The 23,340-nt window shown below is 65.0% G+C and carries 26 protein-coding genes; 8 read left to right on the plus strand and 18 right to left on the minus strand.

Translation table 11 applies throughout. The features are described from left to right. Window positions 1-24: 24 nt before the first annotated feature. The 16 genes from ACZ60G_RS37910 to ACZ60G_RS37985 form a co-directional block, all read right to left on the minus strand. On the minus strand, window positions 25-555 hold the full coding sequence (locus tag ACZ60G_RS37910; protein WP_465816619.1) for a hypothetical protein: 531 nt from the start codon (window positions 553-555) through the stop codon (window positions 25-27). Further along, window positions 552-1,127 carry a hypothetical protein gene (locus tag ACZ60G_RS37915; RefSeq protein WP_465816621.1) on the minus strand — a complete coding sequence of 192 codons (576 nt, stop codon included), beginning with the start codon at window positions 1,125-1,127 and terminating at the stop codon, window positions 552-554. The genes ACZ60G_RS37910 and ACZ60G_RS37915 overlap by 4 nt, the downstream gene beginning before the upstream one ends. Next, a complete protein-coding gene (locus ACZ60G_RS37920; RefSeq protein WP_465816623.1) occupies window positions 1,103-2,572 on the minus strand; it encodes an MCE family protein in 1,470 nt (489 codons plus the stop codon). The genes ACZ60G_RS37915 and ACZ60G_RS37920 overlap by 25 nt, the downstream gene beginning before the upstream one ends. Then, the gene (locus ACZ60G_RS37925; protein ID WP_465816625.1) at window positions 2,569-3,687 is read right to left on the minus strand and encodes an MCE family protein; all 1,119 of its coding nucleotides are present in this window, start codon (window positions 3,685-3,687) and stop codon (window positions 2,569-2,571) included. Before ACZ60G_RS37925 ends, ACZ60G_RS37920 begins: the two co-directional genes overlap by 4 nt. After that, complete coding sequence (locus tag ACZ60G_RS37930; RefSeq protein ID WP_465816627.1) at window positions 3,684-4,874, minus strand: MCE family protein; 1,191 nt, start codon at window positions 4,872-4,874, stop codon at window positions 3,684-3,686. The genes ACZ60G_RS37925 and ACZ60G_RS37930 overlap by 4 nt, the downstream gene beginning before the upstream one ends. Continuing rightward, window positions 4,874-5,863 carry an MCE family protein gene (locus tag ACZ60G_RS37935; RefSeq protein WP_465816628.1) on the minus strand — a complete coding sequence of 330 codons (990 nt, stop codon included), beginning with the start codon at window positions 5,861-5,863 and terminating at the stop codon, window positions 4,874-4,876. The genes ACZ60G_RS37930 and ACZ60G_RS37935 overlap by 1 nt, the downstream gene beginning before the upstream one ends. Window positions 5,864-5,870: 7 nt before the next feature. Beyond that, window positions 5,871-6,236: a hypothetical protein gene (locus ACZ60G_RS37940; RefSeq protein ID WP_465816630.1), complete on the minus strand. Its 366-nt coding sequence runs from the start codon at window positions 6,234-6,236 to the stop codon at window positions 5,871-5,873. 24 nt (window positions 6,237-6,260) lie between these two features. After that, window positions 6,261-6,890, minus strand: a complete 630-nt coding sequence (locus tag ACZ60G_RS37945) for an MlaD family protein (protein WP_465816632.1) — start codon at window positions 6,888-6,890, stop codon at window positions 6,261-6,263. After that, window positions 6,887-8,053, minus strand: a complete 1,167-nt coding sequence (locus ACZ60G_RS37950; protein WP_465816633.1) for an MCE family protein — start codon at window positions 8,051-8,053, stop codon at window positions 6,887-6,889. The genes ACZ60G_RS37945 and ACZ60G_RS37950 overlap by 4 nt, the downstream gene beginning before the upstream one ends. Next, window positions 8,050-8,940 (minus strand): MlaE family ABC transporter permease, encoded by an 891-nt coding sequence (locus tag ACZ60G_RS37955; protein WP_465816750.1) that lies wholly within the window; start codon window positions 8,938-8,940, stop codon window positions 8,050-8,052. Before ACZ60G_RS37955 ends, ACZ60G_RS37950 begins: the two co-directional genes overlap by 4 nt. An 8-nt stretch (window positions 8,941-8,948) precedes the next feature. Then, window positions 8,949-9,701, minus strand: coding sequence for an MlaE family ABC transporter permease (locus ACZ60G_RS37960; protein WP_465816752.1), 753 nt, complete (start codon window positions 9,699-9,701; stop codon window positions 8,949-8,951). 97 nt (window positions 9,702-9,798) lie between these two features. Beyond that, window positions 9,799-10,476, minus strand: a complete 678-nt coding sequence (locus tag ACZ60G_RS37965) for a DUF169 domain-containing protein (protein ID WP_465816635.1) — start codon at window positions 10,474-10,476, stop codon at window positions 9,799-9,801. A gap of 26 nt (window positions 10,477-10,502) precedes the next feature. Beyond that, window positions 10,503-12,083, minus strand: coding sequence for a linalool dehydratase/isomerase domain-containing protein (locus tag ACZ60G_RS37970; protein ID WP_465816637.1), 1,581 nt, complete (start codon window positions 12,081-12,083; stop codon window positions 10,503-10,505). A gap of 1 nt (window position 12,084) precedes the next feature. Further along, window positions 12,085-12,651: a hypothetical protein gene (locus ACZ60G_RS37975; RefSeq protein ID WP_465816639.1), complete on the minus strand. Its 567-nt coding sequence runs from the start codon at window positions 12,649-12,651 to the stop codon at window positions 12,085-12,087. Window positions 12,652-12,654: 3 nt separating this feature from the next. Beyond that, window positions 12,655-13,593 (minus strand): alpha/beta hydrolase, encoded by a 939-nt coding sequence (locus ACZ60G_RS37980; protein ID WP_465816641.1) that lies wholly within the window; start codon window positions 13,591-13,593, stop codon window positions 12,655-12,657. Window positions 13,594-13,598: 5 nt separating this feature from the next. Next, the gene (locus tag ACZ60G_RS37985) at window positions 13,599-14,573 is read right to left on the minus strand and encodes an enoyl-CoA hydratase/isomerase family protein (protein WP_465816643.1); all 975 of its coding nucleotides are present in this window, start codon (window positions 14,571-14,573) and stop codon (window positions 13,599-13,601) included. A gap of 243 nt (window positions 14,574-14,816) precedes the next feature. Between ACZ60G_RS37985 and ACZ60G_RS37990 the strand changes: the two genes are divergently transcribed. The 5 genes from ACZ60G_RS37990 to ACZ60G_RS38010 all read left to right on the plus strand — a co-directional run bounded on the left by ACZ60G_RS37990 (window position 14,817) and on the right by ACZ60G_RS38010 (window position 18,183). Further along, window positions 14,817-15,518 carry a TetR/AcrR family transcriptional regulator gene (locus ACZ60G_RS37990; protein WP_465816645.1) on the plus strand — a complete coding sequence of 234 codons (702 nt, stop codon included), beginning with the start codon at window positions 14,817-14,819 and terminating at the stop codon, window positions 15,516-15,518. Window positions 15,519-15,615: 97 nt separating this feature from the next. Further along, complete coding sequence (locus ACZ60G_RS37995; RefSeq protein WP_465816647.1) at window positions 15,616-16,518, plus strand: SDR family oxidoreductase; 903 nt, start codon at window positions 15,616-15,618, stop codon at window positions 16,516-16,518. A gap of 75 nt (window positions 16,519-16,593) precedes the next feature. Continuing rightward, the gene (locus ACZ60G_RS38000; protein WP_465816648.1) at window positions 16,594-17,544 is read left to right on the plus strand and encodes an NADP-dependent oxidoreductase; all 951 of its coding nucleotides are present in this window, start codon (window positions 16,594-16,596) and stop codon (window positions 17,542-17,544) included. A gap of 14 nt (window positions 17,545-17,558) precedes the next feature. Next, window positions 17,559-17,810, plus strand: a complete 252-nt coding sequence (locus ACZ60G_RS38005) for a hypothetical protein (RefSeq protein ID WP_465816650.1) — start codon at window positions 17,559-17,561, stop codon at window positions 17,808-17,810. A gap of 217 nt (window positions 17,811-18,027) precedes the next feature. Continuing rightward, a complete protein-coding gene (locus ACZ60G_RS38010) occupies window positions 18,028-18,183 on the plus strand; it encodes a hypothetical protein (RefSeq protein WP_465816652.1) in 156 nt (51 codons plus the stop codon). Here the strand turns inward: ACZ60G_RS38010 and ACZ60G_RS38015 are convergent. Then, the gene (locus ACZ60G_RS38015; protein ID WP_465816654.1) at window positions 18,170-18,859 is read right to left on the minus strand and encodes a TetR/AcrR family transcriptional regulator; all 690 of its coding nucleotides are present in this window, start codon (window positions 18,857-18,859) and stop codon (window positions 18,170-18,172) included. The two genes, ACZ60G_RS38010 and ACZ60G_RS38015, sit on opposite strands and share 14 nt — an antisense overlap. 162 nt (window positions 18,860-19,021) lie before the next feature. On the opposite strand from ACZ60G_RS38015, the gene ACZ60G_RS38020 reads away from it, so the two are divergent. From ACZ60G_RS38020 to ACZ60G_RS38030, 3 genes are read left to right on the plus strand one after another with little or no spacing between them, the layout of a single operon-like run. Continuing rightward, window positions 19,022-19,987: an enoyl-CoA hydratase/isomerase family protein gene (locus tag ACZ60G_RS38020; protein WP_465816656.1), complete on the plus strand. Its 966-nt coding sequence runs from the start codon at window positions 19,022-19,024 to the stop codon at window positions 19,985-19,987. Continuing rightward, window positions 19,984-20,943, plus strand: coding sequence for an alpha/beta hydrolase (locus ACZ60G_RS38025; protein ID WP_465816658.1), 960 nt, complete (start codon window positions 19,984-19,986; stop codon window positions 20,941-20,943). The genes ACZ60G_RS38020 and ACZ60G_RS38025 overlap by 4 nt, the downstream gene beginning before the upstream one ends. An 11-nt stretch (window positions 20,944-20,954) precedes the next feature. Further along, the gene (locus ACZ60G_RS38030; protein WP_465816660.1) at window positions 20,955-22,478 is read left to right on the plus strand and encodes a class I adenylate-forming enzyme family protein; all 1,524 of its coding nucleotides are present in this window, start codon (window positions 20,955-20,957) and stop codon (window positions 22,476-22,478) included. Window positions 22,479-22,536: 58 nt separating this feature from the next. On the opposite strand, the gene ACZ60G_RS38035 is transcribed toward ACZ60G_RS38030, so the two are convergent. Next, window positions 22,537-23,121 carry a TetR/AcrR family transcriptional regulator gene (locus tag ACZ60G_RS38035; RefSeq protein ID WP_465816662.1) on the minus strand — a complete coding sequence of 195 codons (585 nt, stop codon included), beginning with the start codon at window positions 23,119-23,121 and terminating at the stop codon, window positions 22,537-22,539. Between the last annotated feature and the right edge of the window lie 219 nt (window positions 23,122-23,340).

Here is a 23,340-nt window from a genome sequence, read left to right on the forward strand (position 1 = left end):
CTCTCGCTTCCGCAGGTAACGATGTCAGACGGGTGTGATGTCGGAAATGAGCCATCGGTCGTCGGCCGGAGTCATGGTGACTCGTATGCGGCTGCCGTCCAGGCGCGGTCCCTGATACTTGCTGCTCGTGGTCTCCTGATCGAGGAACACCAGCACCGTGACTTTGTCGACGGCTGCGGTGACGACCGAGGATTCGACGACCTTCGCAGTGGTGATGATCGAATCGCGATGTGCCGCAGGGATGATCACGCTCGAGCTCAGCTTGGCGAAATCGTCGCGGAAGGTTCCGGTCAGATTGTCGGTGACCTTGGGGAATTCGTTATCGATAGTGTTGAAGTCGTAGGACAGCACGGCGGGAATTCGCGATTGCGCCGAATTCCGGGCCGCCCGTGCGGCGGTCGCTGTCGCGCTGTGGTCCGAGGCGCTGCGTCCGAACAGGACCGTCGTGGTGATCGCCGTACCCAGCGTGAGCGCGAGCACAACGAGTGTGACGATGGTGGCCCGCCTGCCGATCGCGGACAAACGCTGGAACCATTGGCGTGGAAGGAGTTTCATGCGACGAACTCCACGTTCGAGACGAGCCAACGCCCGTCGGAGTGGTCGAGGGTCATCTTCATGCGGTAGACCCGCTGCTGCCCCTCGGGGGCTTCGGTGTTCTTGACCGTGGAAGTGACCGCGGTCAGCACGGTGGCGTGCGCATCGTCGACTGCGGCGATCCCGGCTTCCTTGACCTCGCCGGTGGATTCGACCTTGCCGTTCTGCAGTACCGCGACGAAGTTGCCGGAGATCTTGTCCCACTGGTCACGGAAGGATCCGGTCGAATCGGCGGCGATCGCGTCGAGATTCTGTTTGGCCGAATCATGACTGAGTGTGACCAACTGCACGGCGATACGGCGCGCGGTGTCGAGCACGGCACGATCGCGGCTGTCGTCCTGGTGGTTGTGGTGGACAGTAAGCCAGAGCTGCGAACTCACCGCGACGAACGTCACCACTGCTGCGGTGGCAATCGTGATCGCCCAGACCCGCCACGGTGAACCTGGGCGGCGCGGCGCGTCCACCGACTCGGAAGCAGTGGCGGACTCGGATATGGCCTCGTCGGCGTCTATTTGATCAGTAGCGATTGCCATCCCTGGTACTCCTTTGCTTGGGCGGCCGATTGGGCCAGCTGCCCGACGACATAGGTGAGACCGTCCGGGCCCCGGAAGGACCCGTCGCGCTGCGCGTACGGTGCGGTCATGGCTGCGGGTGCGACCGGGGCGGACACCGCGGGGTCGGTGGTGGGTGCGCGTCCGGTCGGCGCGGCCGGGTCGGGCTCCGGAGCCTGCGCGGCGGCCGCTGGATCGGGATCACCGGGGTGTGCGAGCATGTCCGGCCAGGTCGAGGGCAGTCCGCCCGGGCAGTTCGCGAGGTCGACGGTGCGGACCGAGGGATCGGTGGCGCAGGGGATATTGCGGGCGCCGCGGACGACTTTCGGGTTGTCCGGGGCGACCCGGCAGTAGTTGCCCGTCGACGAAACCGGAGCGGGACCCGTATCGGATGGGTCGCGGCGCTGGGTGCTCTGATATCCCTCCGTGCAGGGTGGCGGGTTCTCGGTATTGCCGAATTTGACATCAAGCGGCAGCTGCGGCCCCCTGGTGTCAGCGGTGGTCTGCAGGCGCGCGGCGGCATCGGTGTAATTCAAGCCGGTCGCCAGCGCCGGATACACGACCAGGATCTGGCGCAGTCCCGCTACATTGACCCGCAGCACCTGTCCCACGCTCTGCAGATCGGCCAGCAATACCGGCAGCGGCGTCGTCAGGTCGGCGAGTGTGCCGGAAATGGTGTCGGCGGTGGCGGGGCCCTGATCCAGCACATCGCGCAGTTGCGCGTCGTTCAGGGCGAGCTGTGTGGTGAACGACGCCAGATCGTTTGTCGCGGAATGAATTTCGGTCCGGACCGAAATTCCGGCGCGCAGTAGCGGTTCGGCATCGTCGAGCAGGGTGAGGGTGGGCCCGATATCGGCTTGGGCAAGGTCGAGCAGCTTCGCCGAGGATTCGATGAGGGTAGCCAGGGCGGGCCCGGCGCCGTTGACGGTGTTGAAGGTCTCGTCGATCGCGGTTCGCAGCGAGTCGGTGGACACGCTCTTCAGCAGGGTCTGCGTTTTGTCCAGCACGTCGGCGGTCGGAATCGGCACGGTCGTCTTCGACAGTGGGATCGAGCTGCCGTCGCGCAGATACGGCGCGGTGTCATCGGAAGGGATCAGGTCCACGTACTGTTCGCCGATGGCGGACATGCTCTTGACCGCGGCCGTGGCCGAGGCCGGGACGTTGTGGTCGTCGCGCAACTGCATGTGGACTCGGACGGTCTCGGCGTTGAGGTCGATGCCGGTGACGCGACCGATCTCCACGCCGCGGTAGGTGACCGACGCGGCTTCGTACAGGCCACCCGAATCGGTGAAATCGGCTGTGACCGTGTAGGTTCCAAGCCCGGTGAGGCGCTGGATGCCGATGTAGTGGACCACGCCGTAGACCAGGCTCACCACGGCCAGGATCGCGAAGACGATGAGCTGACCTTTGACCAGACGGGTTTTCATCGGGGTCCCCCGTTCGGATCGGCGGGCAGGTCGCCCGGCCCGGGTTGCGTCGGTGCGATGAGCGGGTTCACGGCGCGGTTGGACATCGGGACCAGTCGGTTGAACGGGATGCTGCCGATGACCTTGTTCTGGATGCCTTCGACGGTGAGGTCGAGGGTGAGGAACAAGTTGATGTAGTCGCCCTTGATGGCTTTGTCGGCGACGGTGACTGGGAACGGGAAGCTCAGGGCAACGAGCAGTGACCCGGCGAGATCGGAACCCGCTGCCGCGAGTTGAGTGAGCGTGGGCTGCAGGTTGTGCAGGTCGGCGGTGAGGTCATCGCGACTGCTGTGCAGTACCTGCGCGGCTTGCGCACCGAAAGCGCCGACGCGGTCGAGCATGGTTGTCAATTGGGTCTTCTGCTCGTCGAGCACCGCCAGGGCGGGCTGAATCTGTTCGATCCCCGCACCGAGCGTGTCCTTCTGCGCGGCAAGCTCTTTCGAGAACGCGTCGAGACTGTCGATGGCACGCACGATGTTGTCGCGTTGGGTGTCGAGGCCGTCGACGAAGGTGACCAGTCGGGCGAAGGATCGATTGATCGCGTCCTCACGGCCGCCGAACGCGTCGTTCAGTTCGGTCATGATGGTCCGGATCTGTTCCAGCCCACTGCCGTTGAGAACCAACGACAACGCGGCGAGCACATCCTCGGTCGCGGGATACTCCGTTGTAGCCGAGAGCGGGATCACGTCGCCGTCACGCAGCGGACGGTCCGACTTACCGCGGTTGGGGCTGCTCAGTTCCAGGTATTGCACGCCGAGCACGCTGGTCTGTGCGAGTCGGGCGGTGCTGTTCACGGGCAGCCGGACGTTGTTGTCGATTTCGAGGGTGATGTCCGCGATGTAATCGCGGACGGTGATCGCGGTGATCGAACCGACTGTCACGTTGTCGGCCTTGACCAGCGAATTGGCGATCAGGTTCTGAGTGTCACGCAACTGCACCCGCACCGTGTAGGAGCCGTGGTGAATCGTGTTGCCGGGCAATGGGATCGAATTGGCTCCGTCGAATCGGCAACCGGCGCTGAGCAAAACGCCCAATAGCAGCACGCAACCGGCCTGGCGTCGTATCGATGGTGTCATCGTCGGGCTCCGGGAATGAGAAGGTCGGTCAGTCCGGGGATCGCCGGTAACCCGGGTAGATCCACGGCGGCCTGCGGCGCCGCGCCCGCGCCCATCGCTGCGCGCGCTGCGGCAGCGAACAGGTCGCCGAATTGTGTACTGGCGCGTGAACATTCGGCTTGCGGCGCGTCCACGGTGGTGAGCAGCGCACAGATCAGCGACATCGGATCAGGTAGATCCGGGATGATCAGATTCGCGGTCACCGACTTCGAGGACGGATCGATGATGTTGTAGAGATCGTCCAGCGCGGTCGGCGCGGTATGCAGAATCTGCGCGAGGTCGTCCTCCCGCTCCACCAGCAGCGAGGTGATCCGAATCAGCGACGTGACATCGGATTTCAGCGCGTCACGGTTGTCGGCGACCAGGCTGCGGATCTCGGGCAGCATCGCCTGGACCGCCTGGAGCGCCGCATCGAGCTGAGTCCGGTTGTCGTTCAACAGATTCGACACACCGGCCAGTTGGCCGACGAAGTTCCGGACCTGAGTGTCATTGGCGGCGAGCGCGGAAATCACCGTCTGCAGATTCCGCACGGTGGCGAACAGATCGGGTCCGCCCTCGGCCAGAGTCTGCATCGCCTTGGACAGGTCGACCAGTGTGTCGTTGAGCGTTTTACCGTTACCCCCGAGCGCTTTCGCAGTGGCGTCGGTGAATCGGGCCAAGGTCCCGGTCGGGTCGCCGGGTTTGGGCGCGAGCTGGGTGGCGAGGTCGGTGACCTGTTGTTTGATCTGGTCGTACTCGACTGGGACAGCGGTGCGCGCGAGCGGAATGATCGCGCCATCGCGCAATTCCGGCTCGGACCCCTTTTTCGGGATGAGCTGGATGTAGCGGCCCGACACCAGCGTGGGGGCCACGATCACGGCGTGGGTGTCGGCGCTCACCGGATGCGACGAATCGAAATGCATGGTGACGCGGACGCGATCGCCTATCGGCGTGACGTCGTCGACGTCGCCGATGGGGACTCCGCGCAGTGTGACGCGGTCGCCGCGATACAGACCGACCGAATTGGTGAAATAGGCGGTGACCCGAACGGTCGCGTCTCGCGTCATCCACCAGACCGCACCGGTGGCGATGATCGCGGCGACGACCAGGACGACGAGAATTCGTCCGGGTACCGGGATGCGGGACCGGCCCGCGCGTGGCGACGCCATCAGCGTCCTCCTCCGGGGCTGCCGGGCTGCTGCCCGTTGAGGTTGGCCGGGGCGATGTTGTGCAGCAGCACACCGAAGAACGGCCCACTGCCCACGACCTCACCGAGTTGGGTCACGAACGGCTTCAAGCCGGTGATCGCGGCGTTGATGTTGTCGTAGTTGGTGTTGAGCAGGCCCACGACCCGGTCGAGTTCGGCCAGCATCGGCGCGAGTGTCTGCTTGTTGTCCTGGGCCAATCCGTGCAGTTCGGCACTGACGGCCCGAACATTGACCAGCAGCGTGCGAATCGTGGCGGCCCGGTCGTTGAGTGCGGCGAACAGCGAACCACCGTCGGTCAGCAGCGCGGTCAGATTCTGATTACGTTGCGCGAGAATGCCGGTCACCGATTGGGTGCGATCGAGCAGATCCCGCACGGCACCGTCACGGGAGGCGATGGTCTCCGACAGTCGCGACACACCGTCGAGCGAAGGGCGCAGATTCTCGGTCAGCGAAGTCAGTACCTTCGACACACTGTCGACCGCGTCGGTCAGTTGCTTTTTGTCGGTGCCGGCCAAGCGGGTCGTCAGTTGGTTCAGCGATTCGGTGATGTCGAAGCCGGAGGTGGTGTGGTCCAATGGAATTCGGTCACCGATGGCGCCGTCACCGTCAGGCCGCAGCTCGACATATCGACGCCCGAGAGCCGTTTCGACCTTGATCGCCGCGGTGGTGCGCATGCCGAGATGTTGTCCATGGGTGTCGACCCGCAGAGCGATGTCGACGTGATCGCCGCTGAGGGCGATGCTGTCGACCTTGCCCACCTCGATGCCCGAAATCTGCACGGCGTCACCGGTGTTCAGTCCGCTCGCGTCGGCGAATTCGGCCACCACCGTCTTGTGCCCCGGCCATCCGGGGATGCGCTCGTAATTGAACACACCAACGAGCAGGGCGACGACGATGCCGATGCCCACCAGCCCCACGCGCAGGGGGTCACGTTCGGAGAACGACTTCATGGCGACATCACCTGCACCTTTCGGCGGGCGCGGTGAACATCGGTGTGTCCTGATAGCCGGCGCCGCCGATCGCCGGATACCGGATGGCGAGACCGCAGACGAAGAAGTTGGCGAAACTTCCGTAACTACTGGCGCGCCCGGCCAGGTTGTAAGTGGTCGGCAGCTTCGCAAGCAGCAACAAGATGGTGTCGGAATCGGTGTTGAGGTTGCGCGCCAAGCGCTGCAACTCGACGATGTCGGCGCCGACGGCGGGCCGGTTGTCCTGTAGGAGCTGTGCGACCTCGGCGGTGCCCGCGTCGATGCGCTCCAGACCGGTGGTCAGTGTGGTCCGGTCCGCATCGAGACCGCTGACGATCTGCTGCAGGTCGACCACCAACTGGTCGAATTGCGTGCCGCGCTACTGGATTACGCCGAGGGCGGCGGCGAGGCTGTCGATCGTCTCACCGATGACCTGGTCACGATCGGCCAACGTGTTGCCGAGCTCACCGATCTGCTCCACCAGGGTGGCGATGTTCTGTTCCTGGCCGTTGAGAACCGCGATCAACGATGCCGACAGCCTGTTCGTCTGGTCCGGATCCAAGCCCTGCAGCAGCGGCTTGAATCCATTGACCAAGCTGTCGATATCGAGTGCCGGTGCGGTTTGGGTGACCGGAATCGGATCGTCCTCGGAGCGCAATCCGGAGTGGTCGGGTTCGACGGCCACCTCGAGATACCGGTCGCCGACCAGATTCTTGTATCGGACCGCGGCGGTGGAACTGGCCAGCACATCGATATCACGGTCGACGGTGAAGACGACCTCGACGAGGTGGTCGTGTGCGAAATCCACCGACTTCACCTTGCCCACCGGGACACCGGCGATCTTCACGTCATTCCCGGACTTCATCCCCGAGACCGACGTGAACAGCGCACGGTAGGTGCGGGTCGGCACGAAACGCAACTCGCCGACGAGCACGACCAGCATGGCCGAAATGATCGAGGTGATCACCAGGAAGATCACCAACTTGATACCGGCGTGGCGGGCGATCATCGGGTCAGCCCGTAGATCAGTGCCGCGAACGGGTTGCCCAGCAAATCCTCCGGGCCACGAATCGGGCCGTAAACCGTTGTGCCGGTGTTGAAGTCGGTGTGACCGGGGGCGGGGCCGTCCGGCGTGTACGGGTATCCATGGCAGGAGGGTGCGTTATCGGCACCGTTCACGGGCAGATCCTTGTCGTAGCGGTAGGGCGCGTCGCCCATCAGCAGGGTGCTCAGGATGTTCAGGCCCGGCCGTCCGCCGCCGAGCGCACGTTCGAGGATCTTGCGGTCCTTGTTCAGAGCCGAGAACAGACACGGGAACGACGGCGACTGCTCGGCGAGCACCCGAACGCTCGGTTCCAATGCTTCGGCAGCGCCGATCAGCGGTGTGGCCGAAGCATCCGTGAATGCCCTACCGGTATTGCCGAATTCGGTGAACGACAGCAGGAAGGCACTCAGGCTCGCCTGTTTCTCGACAATGGTGTCGCCGGTGGTCGACAGGTTTTGCAGTGTGGTCATGAAATCCGGTGTCGCGCCAGCCAGGGTGTCGAGATTGTCGGCGAGCAGCGGGACGTCGCGGCGCAATGTCGGAATGGCCTCGTTGAACTGCCCGAGGTAGCGATCCGTGGACACCATGAGGTCGCCGAATCGCGTGCCGTGCCCGCCCAGAGCGGTCCCGAGGGCGGTAAGAGTCGCGTTGACCTTTTGCGGCTCAACCATTTTCAGGACGGCCAGCAACGCCTCGAATACGTCGTTCACCTCGACGGGCGCCTTCGAACCGTCGATCACCGACCCGGCGGTCAATGTCGTCGCCGACGGTTGCTCCGGCCAGACCAGCGTGACGAACTTGCGTCCGAACAGCGTGGTCGGTGCTATATCGGCACCGACGTTGTCCGGAATCCGGTGCGCCTGACCAGGATTCAGGTCCAAGGTCAGCTTCGCACGGTCGTTGTCGAAATCGACGGCGCTCACCCGCCCGACGACCACACCGTGCACCTTGACATCGGATCCGGGCCCCATCAGCAGCCCCGCCCGATCCGCGACCAGGTAGACGCGGGTGCTCGCGACGAATTCGCCGCTGCAGGAAGCGATGGCACCTGTCCAGGCGAGGACGAACGCGACCAGAGCGCTGATGCCCAGCAGCAAGGCGCGGCGGCGGGAGACTTCGACCTTCATCCGGACACCCGCACGGTCGAGTGGACACCGCCGTAGACCGCGACGCCGATGATCAGGTCGACGATCATGATCGCGATCAGCGAGGTGCGCACCGCTCGGCCGACCGCCACCCCGACACCGGCGGGACCACCGGCGGCGTGGTAGCCGTGGTAGCAGTGCACCGACATGATGATCACCGAGAACACAATGACTTTCACCAGCGACCACAGCACATCGCTCGGCACGAGGAAGACGTTGAAGTAGTGCTCATAGGTGCCCGGCGACTGCCCGGACAGGACGATGCTCACGAATTGAGTCGAGGCATAGCCCATGAACAGCGCGATACCGTACAGCGGCATGATCGCGATCAGCCCGGCCAGGATGCGGGTCGTCACCAGATATGGGACGGAGGGAATCGACATAACCTCCAAGGCGTCGATCTCTTCGCTCACCCGCATCGCACCGAGTTGCGCGGTGAATCCGGCGCCGACCGTCGCGGTCAGCGCGACCCCGGCGACCACCGGAATGGCCTCGCGCGTATTGAAGAAAGCGGAGATGAATCCCGACATCGCCTCGACCCCGACCCGCCCGAGGGAGTTGCTGCCCTGCTGGCCGACCTCGTAACCGGCTGCGGCGGTGAGGAATCCGACGATGACGACGGTTCCGCCGATCACCGCCAGGGCACCGGTCCCGAGGCTCACCTCGGCGATGAGGCGGACTACCTCGCCGCGGTAGCGGCGCAGGGTGCGCGGAATCCAGCCGATTCCGTGCAGATGAAACGACAGTTGGTGGCCGAGGCCGCCGACGGCGTCGACGGGGCGGGCCGCGGTCGTGGTGAGGCGACGTCCCCATGCCTTCTGCCGGATCAGCTCGATGGCCCCCGGTTCTTTGCTGGTGGTGGTCAATATCGATCCGTTCATTGCAGCCACAGCGTGGTGATGAGCGAGTTGGCCAGGAACAGCAAGACGAAGCTGAAAACGACGGTCTGATTGACGGCGTCACCGACGCCCTTCGGCCCACCCTTGGCATGCAGACCCAGATGGCAGGCGACCAGCGCGGCCAACAGCCCGAATATCCCGGCCTTGAGCTCACTGACCAGTAGATCCGGTATCCCGGTGAGCAGTGGAATCGCGGTGATGAACTGTCCCGGAGTCGCGCCTTGCAGATAGACCGCGTAGAGGTAGCCGCCGGTCAAACCTACCGCCGTGACCAGGCCATTGAGAAATAGTGCGACCGTCGTGGAGGCGAGTATCCGCGGCACGACCAGCCGTTGAATCGGGTCGATGCCCAGCACCCGCATCGCGTCGATCTCCTCGCGGATCGTGCGGGCACCGAGGTCCGCACAGATCGCCGTCGCACCGGCGCCTGCGACCACCAAAACCGTTGCGACCGGACCGATCTCGCGGATCACCGCGATACCGGCACCGGCGCCGGACAGGTCGATGGCACCGATCTCGTTGAGCAGCACGTTGATCTGGAAGATCACCATGACGCAGAACGGGATCGCGATCAGCAAGGTCGGCACGATCGACACGCTGGCGATGAACCAGGCCTGGTGCACGAACTCCCGAAATTGGAACGGGCGTCGCGGCAGCATCCGAGCGGTATCCAGCACGGTCGCGAAGAACTCCCCCACCGCACGCGGGGCGACCGCCGTCGCGGACACCATCGCGTCCCATCGCCCGCGCGAGGAAATCTCGCTGCCGGTGTCCACTATCGTCGAACCTTCCGATTATTCGAAAATCACTGACCGGGATGACCGGCGCTCACGCCGGGCTGAAGTTGCTCGCCATATCGGCGGCCGCGAACTCGCTGACGGCTCGGTCGGCGGCAGTCGAGGCCTCCAGCCGTTCGATGATCGATGCCAGCTCGCCCGCCGGAAGCGCGCAGGTCAGCTCATCCTCGGGAAGGTTGGTTCGGGTCCGGCTGACCGCGCAGCCGGGGCTCACCGCAACCTGCCCGGCCTGGGCGAGTGGGACGATCACACACTGCGGCTTGCGGGCCAAGGTGAGATCCGGGACCGCCCCGAGCAGGGTCATCAACGCGGTCGGCGACAGCTTGATCAGGACCACGTCCGGGTTTTCCGCCTCGGCCAGCGGTTGATAGGTGATCGAGGACGGACGGAACGGCAACGCCGCGGCGGCCATCAGGTCGGCCTCGCCGACCCAGCCGCTGCCCACCAGTTCTGCGGTATCAGCGCCCGCGGCGGCCTGTTCGAGCGGGATCAGCCCATGGGTGTAGCTGCCGACGCTGCAGTGGGCGTGATCGGCGGCGACAGTATCGAGACGTTGCTGCTGCGCCGGTGTCCAGAAACAGCATCCGGCCGGTTGCGCCGGGACCGGACCGGGTGCATCCGTAGTCGCGTCGAAACTCACCGCGACAGGTGTTTCGGTGAGGCCGAGAAGCTCGGACAATCGGCGGGCCGATACGGCGTAGGTGGTCATGATTCGGGCCTTTCGGGAAGGGTTTGTCATGCGTAGGTGAGGCGAATCCGGTGGGTATCGATGTCGAGGTCGATGGCCACCGCACCGGGTTGTGATCGGCGCCAGGTGTCGCTGGGGCGATCGTCGACCTCGAGCGAGACCGCCGCGTCGTGCGGCAGGTTGTCGACGGTGAATGAAGTCGGCGCTCCCCGTCGCGACGGGGTCGCGGCGAAGGTGTCGATCTCGAGCACGCGGCGCCGAATGTCGTTGTGGGTGCGTCGGATACCGATGAGCGGGTAGTCCAGGCCGGAGACCGTCGGCTCGTCGTACATGGTGGTGTTCGGGGAGTTGAAAACCCGCGACCAGGCGCCGGGTTCCGCGCATTCGATCATCATCATGGTGGCGTTGATCTGGCCCCGCGGCCATTGCTCGCCCAAGCCGCACCAGAACGCGAAGCGGCTGTCGTCCTCGCCGAAATACCGTGGCTCGAACTGACTTTCGGACGCCGCACGCAAGCGTTCCCAGGTGGTGGTGTCACCGATTTCGCGGGCCATCCACAGACCGATGGACAGCATCTGCGGGTCATCAGCCAACTGGACGACCGGCACCTTGGGGTTGTTCCAGCCCAGCTGGCGCATCGCCGATTCGTACAGCTCGATCCCGAGTTCGGGATCCTGCGGATAGATGTAGTGCACGAGAGTGAGCGCGCTGTAGCCGTTCACCGGCCCGGGGAACGTCATCGTCGCGTTCTCTATCGGGTCGTAGAAAAACGCCACCCAATCGATGCGACCTTGCCGGTCACGTCCCATGTAGTGCTTCTTAGCGAACTCGATCCAATCCAGGAACGGTTCGTTGAGCGAAGTGCGCAACACCGAGTCGTACATTTTGAGGCCCAGACCAGCCGCAGTCACACAGAACGGCCAGATCTTGGTGTTCTCGCAGTGCGGTCCTTGGGGTCGCGCCGCCATCTGATCGGAGATGAACTTCGCCATCCGCTGGTGTGTCCAGGTGAATCTGCGGTTCTGGTATCCGGAAACCTCGAACGGAGTGGCGTGTGTCGGCTGGCCCGATACGTAGTGGCGCATGCCGAGTAGCAGATTGAGCCACCCACGATAGAAGAGGTTTCCGTCGCAGCCGACCGGGTCGGGCTGCAGTCCCCATGGCTCGACGCCATTGCCGGTCCAGCCAGGCAGGGCATACCGGCCACGCAGGTGCTCGGGTACGACCATCAACCATTCAGGGGGATACTTGTCGACATTCGGATCGGGCCCGATGAGGGTGTTCCAGTCGATACCGCCCCAGAAGGTGACGTAGCGACGCGCCAGCTCGTCGAGGATGCGGGTATAGCCCTCGCGCCAAGCCGGGGTCGCTTCCACCATCATGGGCAGCACGTAGCCCATCTCGGCGAGGTCGAAGCGCGGGAACGCGCACATCGGCGGCTCGCTGTAGCGATCCCACCACGGATGTGGCTCACCCTGATCGGACCAGTCGTCGTCGGTCGTGGCCTTGTCCCACATGAACCTCAGCCAGCCCAGCGAACGGTCGTTGAGTCCCGCCGCGGCGGTTGTCGTCGTCATCGCATGGGTTGCGGGTGTCGTGGTCATCGGCGTTGATGCCAGCTGTGTCATCTCATGGCTCCGGCATAGGTTCGTCGGTGGTGGCGCGGACCATCCACAACGTGGACCTGGCTTTCCAGGCGGCCTTCCACTCGGGATCCAGGCGCACGACCGCAGGCTCGATGAGGATGGTCTCGTCCCCGCTCGCAGCGGGGTTGTGGGCGATGTACGCATCGGGGATCCGGTGGCGGGGTCCACTCACCCGCCCGATCTTGATGAACTTCCTGGTCAGGCCGAAGAACCACAGCAGTACGAAGGCACTGCCGTGAATCTCGACGGTGCCCTGGTGATTTGCTTCGACCAGCTTGTCGACCGCCCTCGGGGAACTGAGAATGCGCAGCGCTTGCCGACTCGAGCCGATGTGCACCGCGCAGTCCGCCGCGGCGGCATGGCCGGAACGTGATGTCGCCCGGCGCAATTGCGTGTCGAAGATCCAGTGCCGGGCGACCCGGTCACCAGCGGACATCTCGAAGGTCAGCGAGCGGGTTATCTGCGACCGCACAGACGGCATGAACCGGGATCCCCGGGCGATGCACTGCCCGAGAAACCACAGCAGCAGGCGCATGGCCGCGTTCGACATCGGTTACCGCACCGTCCCTATGACCGCCGCGGGCTGCAAGTGGCGGACCAAGAACGCGGTTTGATCGGTCACCAACTGCTCGAATGCCTCCCCGAGGTAAAAATCGAAATGTCCTGCGTCATACAGCCGAACATCGCCGCGCGGTGCCTGGCGGGCGTAGCGTTCGGTCTGCTTGGGCGGGGCGACCGAATCGGTTGTGCTGATGCAGATCAGGACCGGCGCGACGATGCGCTTGGCCGATCGACCGGGCCGATACCGGATCAGGCTCGTGACACTGCGGGCCGCGGCACGGTTGACCCACTGGAAGCCGGGAGGCAGCAGCGCGTGCATCCCGGGCAGCGCATCGGGTGCGTTCATGAGGGCCATCTCGCCCGGTGCCGCGGCGACCGGAACGCAGATCGGCTCCTCATCCCGCGCCGCCGCCACCAGGTCGCGGGCCACAACGCGCAACAGCGCCAGCGTCTCCCCCAGCCCCAGACCGGCCGCCGATGCGAGTCCGTCGGTGAATGGGCACTGGGCGACCGCGGCACGAAGTTCCGGATGCCGGGCGGCGACCGAAATGGCATGTCCGCCACCGAGGGAACTCCCCCATACCGCGACCCGAGCACGATCGACTTCCGGCAAGCTGACCGCGTACTCGAGCGCGGCGTCCCAGTCGGCGAGCTGCTTGCTCATCGACAACACCTGGCGTGGTGCGCCGCCGCTGTCACCGAGATGGCGGTAGGTGAAGACCAACACCGCCAGCCCGGCCGCGGCGAATCGCTCGGCGTAGGGCGCCAGCCCCATCTCCCGAGTGGCACCCAAACCGTGCCCCATCACAACCACGGGCACCGGCTTATCGACGGCAATATCGGGCAGGTACAACCAAGCCGAGCAGAAGGAGTCGCCGGAGGGAAAATCCACGGTTCGGCGGCCGAATGCGTGAGGTGCTTTGCGAGACATTTCTTTCACTTCCTGGATGTGGTGCCGAGCGCGGCACTGCCGTGCCGCAGCGCCTCGTCATAGCCGCCGGGCCGATACAGCGGCAGCTCACCGCTCTCGGCGGTCTCACGCAGGTAGCGCAGCATGATCTCCTGTGCCTGCCGCTGCGGCAGCGATGCCAGGAATTCGGTGCGCTCGAGGTGTAGGCCCTCGGCCATCGACAGCGATCCCCCCACATTCACCGACCGCTTGATGGCGGCGATCGCCTCGGTCGGCCGTGCCGCGAGATGCATGCCGCGTTCGATCGCGCGACCCATGAGCCGATCGGCGGGGACGATCTCATCGATCGCCCCGATCGCCAGTGCTTCCTCGGCCGGGAAGGGCTTGCCTTCCAAGATCGCGACCAGCGCGCGGTGTGATCCGATGAGTCGAGGCAGGCGCTGGGTGCCGCCGGCGCCGGGCGCGAAGCCGAGCAGCACCTCAGGATGCCCGATGAAATAGTCGCCTTCGGCCATCAATCGCAGGTCACAGGCCCACGAGATCTCCGCGCCCACACCGAGCACCGACCCGTTGAGCGCCGCGACGAAGATCGTGGAGCTCGTGCTCATCCGCAGCAATGTCTCGTGCATGAGGTCGAGCTGGACCGCGCCGGTCAGCGGCGTCTTCCGGGCAATCCATCGCGTGAACTTGTTCCGGCCGAATTGATGGGCGATCCGCGCGACCACATTGGTGATACCGCGGCCGACCGGGGGTATGACCGAACCGTCTTCCTGCAACCATCGCAGATCGGCGTGGCTGATGAATCGCCCGGGGTGCGACCCGGTGAACACCACCACGCGAACGTCGGGATCGCGGTCGGCGCGCTCGACGAGATCGAACAGTTCGGGAGCATCCTCGCGGCCGAACAGGCCCAACTCATTGCCGGCGAAACGCGCGACGATCACCCCACCGTCGAGTTTCTCGGTCTGGATGCGTTGCACCCCGGGACGTGGCTGCGACATGGCGCCGACCCCTCCTTACCTATCCGGATGTGGGGAAACCGCACCGAAGACAGGTGCGAGAACGAAGTTTGGAACTTCGTTATGAACTTCGTTATGGGAGAATAGTGCACTAGGTCACATTGAGCAAGACTCGTGATCGCCGACTCATTCTTCGTCGTTCTTCGCCGAGTCGAACTGGGCGGATGCCCGGTAGCCTCGTTTCACCAACCCAAAGCTGTCCGAACCTGGAGGTGAGCGGCTCCGATGCCGAAGCCAAGCAAAGAAGCCGCCACTCGATTGACCGCCGATCAGATCGCCGAACGGCTGGTCGAGGCGGCCACGCGACTGCTCGCCGAGAAGGGGCCTTCGCAGATCAAGGCACGGTCGGTGGCCGAGGCCGCGCAGGTATCGACAATGGCGGTGTACTACCACCTCGGCGGAGTGCCCGAACTACTCCAAGCCGTCGTCGATAAAGGATTCCGGGATCTCGGCCGGGCTCTCGTCGCCGCGCCGCCGAGCGATGATCCGGTCGCGGACCTCTTCACGATGGCGCTGGCCTATCGCGGTTTCGCACAGGACAATCCACACCTGTACGACTTGATGTTCGGACTCTCGACCCGCGGAAGCTATCGACCACCAAAAGCCTCGAACTCCCGCGCAAGCGGACGATCCGACGAATTCCAGGCCGCCTACGCACATCTGGTCCAGGCATGCGCCCGGCTCGCGCACAGCGGCCGCCTGCGTGGCAACGCGGATCCCGACGTCATCGCCACCCAACTCTGGAGCTGCGTGCACGGATTCATCACGCTGGAATTGGGCGATTACTTCACCCAATTCTCGGACCCAGCGCGCCAGGTCTTGCAACCGATGACAGTGAATCTGCTGGTCGGTTTCGGCGACAGCGCCGAGTCGGCGAATGCCTCCGAAACCGCGGCAGCCCGCTCGATGAGCACCGACCCCGCGTAGGCGCGCACGACCACAACCCGGCACAACATCGAAAGACGCCGCTCGATCACCGCTGCTCGCTCTTGCCTTCTGACTATAACGAAGTTATCCTCGGCTGATGCAACGAAGCTTGGCAGGTCGACGACTGGTAGTTACCGGAGCCGCACGCGGCATCGGGGAAAAGGTGGCACGCCTTGCCGCCGCCCGCGGCGCACGCGTGGCCTTGATCGGACTCGAGCCCGACAAATTGCGCGCACTGGCCGCCGACCTGGGGCCCACCGCCTGCTGGCGGGAGGCCGACGTGCGCGACGGCACCGCACTGCGGTCGGCGATCGATGACTGCGCCGAAATCATGGGCGGCATCGACTTCCTTGTCGCCAACGCTGGGGTGGCGGCCTACGGAACCGTGCGGCAGATGGATGAGGCATCGTTCGATCGCGTACTGGACATCAACCTGAACGGCGTCTTTCGAACCCTCAAGCACACAACGCCGCATCTAGAGCGCACCCGAGGTCACGTGCTGGTCATCGCGTCCGCGCTGTCGTTCATGCCCCTGGCCGGATTGGCCTCCTACGGTGCGAGCAAGGCCGGAGTCGAAATGCTCACCCTGGCCTACCGCCAAGAGGTGGCGCACCTCGGTGTCACGGTCGGCGTGGTCCACCCCTCATGGATCGACACAGACCTTGTCCGAGGCGCCGACGCGGACCTGCCCTCGTTCCAGGGCATACGCGAAAAGCTGCCCTATCCGGGCAATGTCACCACGAGCGTCGACGAGGCGGCCGGTGCGATCGTCGACGGACTGGCGCGCCGTCGTGCCCGCGTGTACGTACCGCGCGCGGTCGGCGTGGCCAACTGGGCGAAGGGTGCCGTGAACTCACCGCTGACCTGGCGTTGGGCCAGGCGCTTCGCCGCTCAACTGGTTCCGACCCTGGAGCGTGAGGTCGAGGCACTGGGGCGACATGACCAGCTCACGCCGGGCATCGACAACAAGCCCATTGCCGAGGTCCGACACACCAAATGACGGCATACCCGGCCGATGCGTCGGTTCGGCGACGACACCATCCGGCACGACTCCCGTGACCATCAGGAGGCAGACATGAACGACACGATGCAGGCCATCAGCCAGAACGAGCTCGGCGGACCCGACGTGCTCCAGCGCGTCACCCTGCCGATCCCGGCGCCTGGCATCGGCGAGGTCGTCGTCCGAGTACACGCCGCCGGCGTCAACCCGGTCGACGCGTTGGCTCGTCAGAGTGGCCTGTTCGTCAACGAGCTGCCGTTCGTGCTCGGCTGGGATATCTCGGGCCACGTGGTGGCCGTGGGCCCGGGTGTGACCGTGCATCAGCCCGGCGACGAGGTGTTCGGCATGCTGCCATTCCCGCACGGCCACGGCGCCTACGCCGAGTACGCCGTCGCTCCGGCCCGCGTGCTCGTTCCGAAACCGCAGCGTCTCGATCACATCCAAGCCGCCGCCCTCCCCTTGGCCGGTCTCACCGCTTGGCAGGCCCTCGTTGATACGGCTCGCATCGACCAAGACAGTCGCGTATTGATCAACGGTGCGGCCGGCGGTGTCGGACATCTCGCAGTGCAGATCGCGAAAACCCGTGGCGCACATGTCATCGCATTGGCTTCGGCACAGAACGCCGACTTCGTCGCCGCAGTGGGCGCCGACGAGGTGATCGACTACACCACGACCGATTTCACCCAAGCCGTCAAGGAAGTCGACGCCGTCCTCGAGGTCATCGGCGGCGACTACCCCGCCAAGGCCTTGGAAGTTCTCAAACCCGGCGGCATCCTGGTTTCGACTTTGCCTCCCACGGTCGCTGCGCGGGAAAAGGATGCGGTCGCGCGCGGCATCCGGGTGGCCGGGCTATTCGTCGAGGCCGACCGGCTCGGCATGACCGCCCTGGCCGAGTTCGCCGCCACCGGCGAACTCATCCCCGCTGTCGCCGCGACCTTCCCCCTCGAACAGGCCGCTGCCGCCCACGCCACCAAGAGCGGACCCGGCAAGAGCGGACCCGGCAAGACCGTACTCACCCTGGCCTGACGCTTTCACTCGAGATGACCGACCCGAACTGTCCGACAACCCCGCCATCAGCAATCGCGACTCCGATCAGAGATCGCTGGGCCGAGCTGCATGCCGCCGCAGTAAGCGCTCTGACCGAGGCGGTGCGGCACGAGCCCGGCGGCGAACCGATCGACTTCGGCGAATTCCTGGCCAGCGTTCTGGAAACCGTGGCCGCCAACGTCGGCAGCGTCGCGCGGCTCGTCGCGGGACGATTCGAACAGCAACGAGGCAGCCTGCATCCATAGCCTCGCCGGTGGCGAATCGGCCACCCTCGAATGGCTCGCGCCGGGTCGAACGGAGCCCGTCATCGCACCACTCGATATCTGGGATATTTTCGGCAACAACGGAATTGGAGAATCCGACGGTCCGCTCTCGAAGACACCGCAGCGATACCAGCGTTACACTGCGGCGTACGAAGCGGCGGTAGTCGTCGCGAGTGCGCGGCTCGGCCTGACCGTACCGGTGACGGTGCAGACCATCACCGATCCCGAGATGGCATCGCGAGCCGCCGGCGGCGCGGATGCCATCGCCGCCCGGCTACGGGATTACGCGATCGAGGCCGCGGCGAGCGTCCTACTCACCGAGGGCAGTCCCACCGACGGAGTTACCGAGGATTGATCGAGTCGTAGCGGCGCAAAGCCGCCTCGTGCGAGACCTGAGCCCGACCCCGCTCGTCTCCGAGGCCGACCGAAAAGTTGACACCCATCGGCAGCATCACCTGCACAACCGCGTCGCTGAAGTCGGCGAAGTGCTCGGCCAATTCGAGGGTGATGTAGCCGTGCACATAACTCCACAACTGAGCGGCGACCACCCCGGGTTCCTGCTGCTCGACCCGGCCCGAGTCCACAAGCCGTTGGCACGCTTCGACTATGTGCGCGTAGGCGTTTCGGAAGGCAGGAGACCGCCCGCTGAAACGAATATCGGAATCCCCCATCGGCCGGTATGTCGCGCGCGTGGACAGACCGAACATCAGGTCGTAGAGGTGCGGGTTCTCGCGGGCGACCCGCCGACATGTCAACGCCATCGTGAAGAGATCTGCGATCGGATCCGCCGTCACCGGCATTTGGGAGAACGCCCTGTCGAGTTCCTCGAATCCCCGATCGACGACGGCTCGGACGAGCTCCGGGATCCCGCCGAAGTGACTGTAGACCACCATCGTCGAGAGCCCGGTCGCCGACGCCACCGCGCGCGCTTTGATGGCCGAGGGCCCCTGCTCGGCCAGCAGACCGATTGTCGCTTTGACGAGGCGCTCCGGCACGCTTTCGATCGTCGATTCCTCTGACACATTCCTCATATTTCCACCTGACTCCACACCCACCCGGGCCTCGAGCCCGGTCGGATGGCTCTTGCCACACATGCTGTAACTTCGTTATCCTAGACGTGTAACTTCGTTATTGGCAGCGTGGCCAGGCATCCGCTCGCCGATCCCGATCAACTCACCACGGAGGCAGAGTCGATGAGACATCACAGCAAGGGGCACCTCGATATCGAGGATCGCGGCTCCGTTTTGATCGTGCGCGTCGACGGCGGGCCGCACGGGTTGTTCGGTCTGGAGATCTCCAACCAACTAGAAGCGTTGGTGGACCGGGCCGACCGCGACCCGAGTGTGCACGCGGTCGTCTTCACCGGGGCGCATCCCCAGCGGTTCGTCAGCCATGCCGATGTCCGCTGGCTGCAGGAGGGCGGCGCCACGGTGCCCCCGGTCAACCGACTCGGCGCCTCCGTCCTCGCACGTACCGCCAAGAATGTGGACCGGGCCCGCCTGGGTCCCCTGGTGAACCGCACCCCGATGGGGCCCGCGGTCGAGCTCGAGCGCCTGCACGCGACATTCCTGCGGATGAACCGCAGCGGCGTCATCTTCATCGCCGCTCTCAACGGTTCGGCTCTCGGCCTCGGGGCGGAGTTCGCCTGGGCGAACGATCTTCGGGTGATGGCCGACGGTGACTTCTTCATCGGCCAACCGGAGGTCCTCCTCGGCATCATGCCGGGCGGTGGTGGCAGCCAGCGGCTGCCTCGCCTGATCGGCACCCACAAGTCCTTGGTCGCGATCCTCGAGGGTAAGCCGTTCACGCCCGCGCAGGCCCTGACCAACGGAGCCGTCGACGACGTGGTCCCGCAGGACGAAGTTGTCACGCGGGCGGTCGAACTCGCAAAACATTTCGGCTCGCGGACGAAGGGATCGGTCGAGGCCATCAAGCGGGCGGTGTATTTCGGCGGCTCGATGTCGTTGACGGACGGCCTGCACGTCGAGCGCACCGAATTCCTAGCCACCGCGCTGTCGAAAGAGGGTCAGCAACTGATGCTCGACTACATGGAGAGCACCGAATCCAACGGTGAACTCCCCCTCTACAACCCGGACATCTACAAGCAAGCGCTCGAACGGGGAACGGTGCCCGGGCGTCGCTCGACGAACGGACGATGACACCAGCCATGGCCGCCAAGAAGCCCTTCACCCGTCAAGACGTCTATTTCTCCTCCGGCACCAGCACCTGCTCGGCGTGGCTCTACCTCCCCACCGGTGTCAGCTCGCCACCGGTGGTCGTCCTCGGGCACGGTCTCGGCGCGACCCGCGAAATGCGCATGGACGCCTTCGCCGAACATTTCGCCAAGGCCGGAATCGCCTGCTTGGCCTTCACCTATCGGCACTTCGGCGACAGCGGCGGCCAACCTCGCCAGCTGCTGTCGATCAAGAAGCAGTTGGAAGACTGGGATGCCGCCATCGACTACGTGCGGGCCCGCCGAGACGTCGACGGCGCACGAATTGCGGTGTGGGGCAGCTCCTTCGGTGGTGGCCACGCCATCACCGTCGCTTCCCGCCATCCCGAACTGCGCGCGGCCGTGGCCCAGTGCCCGTTCACCGACGGTTTGGCCTCCGCGCTCGCCCTTGGCCCGATCGCGTCACTCAAGCTCGCTCCGGTACTCGCCCAGGACCTGACGGCCATGGCCCTCGGCCGCCCGCCAGTGACAATCCCCCTCGCCGCGTCCCCCGGTTCGCTCGCTCTGATGAACGCCCCCGACGCACTTCCCGGCTACCAGGCACTGATTCCCCCGGGGACGACCTTCGTGAACGAGGCGGCGGCGCGGGTCATTCCGACCATCGCCGCATACCGGCCCGGGCGGGCGGCGAAAGACATTATTATCCCAATTCTGTTCTGCGTCAGCAACACCGACACCGTCACCCCGCCCGCGCAGACCCTCCGATACGCGCGCACCGCGCCCCGAGGGGAGATCAAGACCTACGACGCCGGACACTTCGACTTCTACCTCGGCGATGCTTTCGAGGCGTTGGTCACGGATCAGATCGAGTTCCTTACCCGCCACCTCGCCTCGGCACCCGTCATTTCGATTCCGGTACCGGATCGCGCCACATCAAGGTAGGTACGCTCGCGATGAATTTTGCTTCACTGCCCGACCGCCGCGCCGAACTGGATCCGCATGGACCCGCGCTCTCCGACGGCTCGCAGTCGCTCACCAATGCCGAGCTGCTGGACCGCGTCCGAGCCGCATCTGAGCACCTTCGATCGCTCGGGATCGGACCCGGCGATGTCGTGGCTCTCCAGTTGAAGAACCGAATCGAGTTCGTACTGCTGTTGATCGGGGCCTGGCGGCTGGGCGCCACCATCACGCCCGTCAATCCGAGCCTGACCGACAACGAGGTGGTTCGGCAGCTCGACGACTCGGGCGCCCGCCTGCTCGTGGTCGAGGACGACATCACACCGGCGGGCGGCATCACCACGCTCACCGTGGGCGATCTGTACACCGGCGCCGCGAGCTCGGGTCTCGCATCAGAGCATTCGTCCGCGTTGGACCTGCTGTATCAAACCGCGGTGGAGTGGATTCAACAGCCGCAGGTGGACTCGTCCACGCTTGCTCTGCTCATCTACACCAGCGGCACGACGGGCGTTCCGAAGGGCGTAATGCTCGACCACGCCAATATCGACGCCATGGCGGCCATGGGCGTCGAGTCACTGAGCGTCGGACCGACCGACCGGTGCCTGCTGATCCTGCCGCTGTTCCACGTCAACGGGATCGTGGTCAGCATCCTCACGCCGCTGCTCGCCGGTGCGAGTGTCGTCATCGCGGGCCGGTTCGATCCCCGAACCTTCTTCGACCTCGTCGAATCCGAGCGTCCCACCTTCTTCAGCGGCGTGCCGACGATCTACAGCATTCTCGCCGCGCTCCCGGACAGTGTCCGACCGGACACGTCGTCGTTGCGTTTCGGAATCTGCGGCGCGGCACCGGCTTCGGCCGAGTTGCTGACCCGGTTCGAGGCTCGGTACGGGTTCCCCCTCATCGAGGGCTACGGCCTGTCCGAGGGAACATGCGGCACCACCATCAACCCGCTCGCGGGCCCTCGACGAGCCGGGACAGTGGGAATCCCCTTCCCGGGACAGGAGATTCGCATCGTCGACGACTCCGGCACCGAGGTGGCGCCAGGCATGGACGGTGAGCTGGTGGTCCGAGGTCCCAATGTCATGCGGGGTTACCTCGGCCGTCCGGACGAAACCGCCCGTGTCATTGTCGACGGCTGGTTGCATACCGGTGACGTCGGCCATGTCGACACGGACGGTTATCTGACACTCGTCGGGCGATCGAAGGACATGATCATCCGCGGTGGCGAGAACATCTACCCCAAGGAGATCGAGGACGTCCTGGTCGGCGACTCGTCGGTCCTCGAGGCCGCCGTGATCGGCGTACCCGACGAAAAATGGGGAGAGATCGTCGTCGCCTACGTGCAGCCACGACCGGACTCGACGATCGATCCCGCCGCGCTGAAAGCACTGTGCGCCGAGCAGCTCACGCCCTACAAGCGTCCTACCACGTTCGTCGTGGTGGACGCCATCCCGAAGAACGCGGTCGGCAAGATCGACAAGGTCTCGCTACGGACAACCCACGCCGCAGCCGGGGCGTAGCCTTTCGTTCTCACAGGCTACTTCGACGATGACCCGCTGCGGGATCTCCTGCGGCGGGTCACTCTTTTTGCGCAGCGCCCAACAGCGCCAGGGCATTCCGGATGCCCTGGTCCAGCAGGTCATCGGCGAGCCGACGATCGTCGACGGCGCGGGAAAGCTGCAGTGTCCCGGCCATCATGGCGAAAACACCGAGCACCTGCACGCGTGCCGATCCCGGATCCGTCGGCGACAGCAAGGCCGCGATGTCATCGATGACAACCAGCACACCGTCGGTGTAGACCCGCCGCGTCGCATCCGAGCAACGCCCGATCTCATCGAGCAACGCGGCCGAGGGACAACCGTCCTCACGGCTGTCGCGGTGCTCCGGCGAAAGATACCAACGCACGAACTGCTCCAGTCCGGCACGGTCTCGCACCTGCGCACCGATGCTCGCCCTCTGCTCACGTAGCTGATCGGCGACCGCGTTCGCGACCAGATCCTCTTTAGACGCGAAGTGCGCATAAAAGGCGCCGTTGGTAAGCCCCGCATCTTTCATCAGAGTGGCGACCCCCGAGCCATCGATGCCACTGCGCTTGAACCGACGACCGGCCGCCTCGATGATCCGACGCCTCGTCGCTTCCTTGTGCTCACTCCCGTGGCGCATCCCACACACTCCTTCGACGCCAGGACAACCATTTTGCCCCTGGTCGCTCTCACTAGATTATATTATGATCGTAATCCAACGCGGATAGGCGTCGATCGGCGAGAGCAAGCCAGCAGCGCTCATCCGCAAGCAGATGAGGTGGTCGACCACCTGACACCGCGCAACCCTTTGTCCAGCCGAACCGCAGGTTCGACCCGAACCCCGCAAAAGCCATCAGCT

This window comes from Nocardia sp. NPDC102475, from assembly GCF_055584605.1.

Bases quoted from the DNA above. Each gene is read 5' to 3' on its own strand.
- ACZ60G_RS37965 (WP_465816635.1), bottom strand. From the start codon at position 10,476: ATGACCACCTACGCCGTATCGGCCCGCCGATTGTCCGAGCTTCTCGGC.
- ACZ60G_RS38000 (WP_465816648.1), top strand. From the start codon at position 16,594: ATGAACGACACGATGCAGGCCATCAGCCAGAACGAGCTCGGCGGACCC.
- ACZ60G_RS37985 (WP_465816643.1), bottom strand. From the start codon at position 14,573: ATGTCGCAGCCACGTCCCGGGGTGCAACGCATCCAGACCGAGAAACTC.
- ACZ60G_RS37995 (WP_465816647.1), top strand. From the start codon at position 15,616: ATGCAACGAAGCTTGGCAGGTCGACGACTGGTAGTTACCGGAGCCGCA.
- ACZ60G_RS37915 (WP_465816621.1), bottom strand. From the start codon at position 1,127: ATGGCAATCGCTACTGATCAAATAGACGCCGACGAGGCCATATCCGAG.
- ACZ60G_RS38020 (WP_465816656.1), top strand. From the start codon at position 19,022: ATGAGACATCACAGCAAGGGGCACCTCGATATCGAGGATCGCGGCTCC.
- ACZ60G_RS37975 (WP_465816639.1), bottom strand. From the start codon at position 12,651: ATGTCGAACGCGGCCATGCGCCTGCTGCTGTGGTTTCTCGGGCAGTGC.
- ACZ60G_RS37950 (WP_465816633.1), bottom strand. From the start codon at position 8,053: ATGAAGGTCGAAGTCTCCCGCCGCCGCGCCTTGCTGCTGGGCATCAGC.
- ACZ60G_RS37990 (WP_465816645.1), top strand. From the start codon at position 14,817: ATGCCGAAGCCAAGCAAAGAAGCCGCCACTCGATTGACCGCCGATCAG.
- ACZ60G_RS38015 (WP_465816654.1), bottom strand. From the start codon at position 18,859: ATGAGGAATGTGTCAGAGGAATCGACGATCGAAAGCGTGCCGGAGCGC.
- ACZ60G_RS37930 (WP_465816627.1), bottom strand. From the start codon at position 4,874: ATGGCGTCGCCACGCGCGGGCCGGTCCCGCATCCCGGTACCCGGACGA.
- ACZ60G_RS37970 (WP_465816637.1), bottom strand. From the start codon at position 12,083: ATGACACAGCTGGCATCAACGCCGATGACCACGACACCCGCAACCCAT.
- ACZ60G_RS37945 (WP_465816632.1), bottom strand. From the start codon at position 6,890: ATGATCGCCCGCCACGCCGGTATCAAGTTGGTGATCTTCCTGGTGATC.
- ACZ60G_RS38035 (WP_465816662.1), bottom strand. From the start codon at position 23,121: ATGCGCCACGGGAGTGAGCACAAGGAAGCGACGAGGCGTCGGATCATC.
- ACZ60G_RS37920 (WP_465816623.1), bottom strand. From the start codon at position 2,572: ATGAAAACCCGTCTGGTCAAAGGTCAGCTCATCGTCTTCGCGATCCTG.
- ACZ60G_RS37925 (WP_465816625.1), bottom strand. From the start codon at position 3,687: ATGACACCATCGATACGACGCCAGGCCGGTTGCGTGCTGCTATTGGGC.
- ACZ60G_RS37960 (WP_465816752.1), bottom strand. From the start codon at position 9,701: ATGGTGTCCGCGACGGCGGTCGCCCCGCGTGCGGTGGGGGAGTTCTTC.
- ACZ60G_RS37910 (WP_465816619.1), bottom strand. From the start codon at position 555: ATGAAACTCCTTCCACGCCAATGGTTCCAGCGTTTGTCCGCGATCGGC.
- ACZ60G_RS37980 (WP_465816641.1), bottom strand. From the start codon at position 13,593: ATGTCTCGCAAAGCACCTCACGCATTCGGCCGCCGAACCGTGGATTTT.
- ACZ60G_RS38005 (WP_465816650.1), top strand. From the start codon at position 17,559: ATGACCGACCCGAACTGTCCGACAACCCCGCCATCAGCAATCGCGACT.
- ACZ60G_RS38025 (WP_465816658.1), top strand. From the start codon at position 19,984: ATGACACCAGCCATGGCCGCCAAGAAGCCCTTCACCCGTCAAGACGTC.
- ACZ60G_RS37935 (WP_465816628.1), bottom strand. From the start codon at position 5,863: ATGAAGTCGTTCTCCGAACGTGACCCCCTGCGCGTGGGGCTGGTGGGC.
- ACZ60G_RS38030 (WP_465816660.1), top strand. From the start codon at position 20,955: ATGAATTTTGCTTCACTGCCCGACCGCCGCGCCGAACTGGATCCGCAT.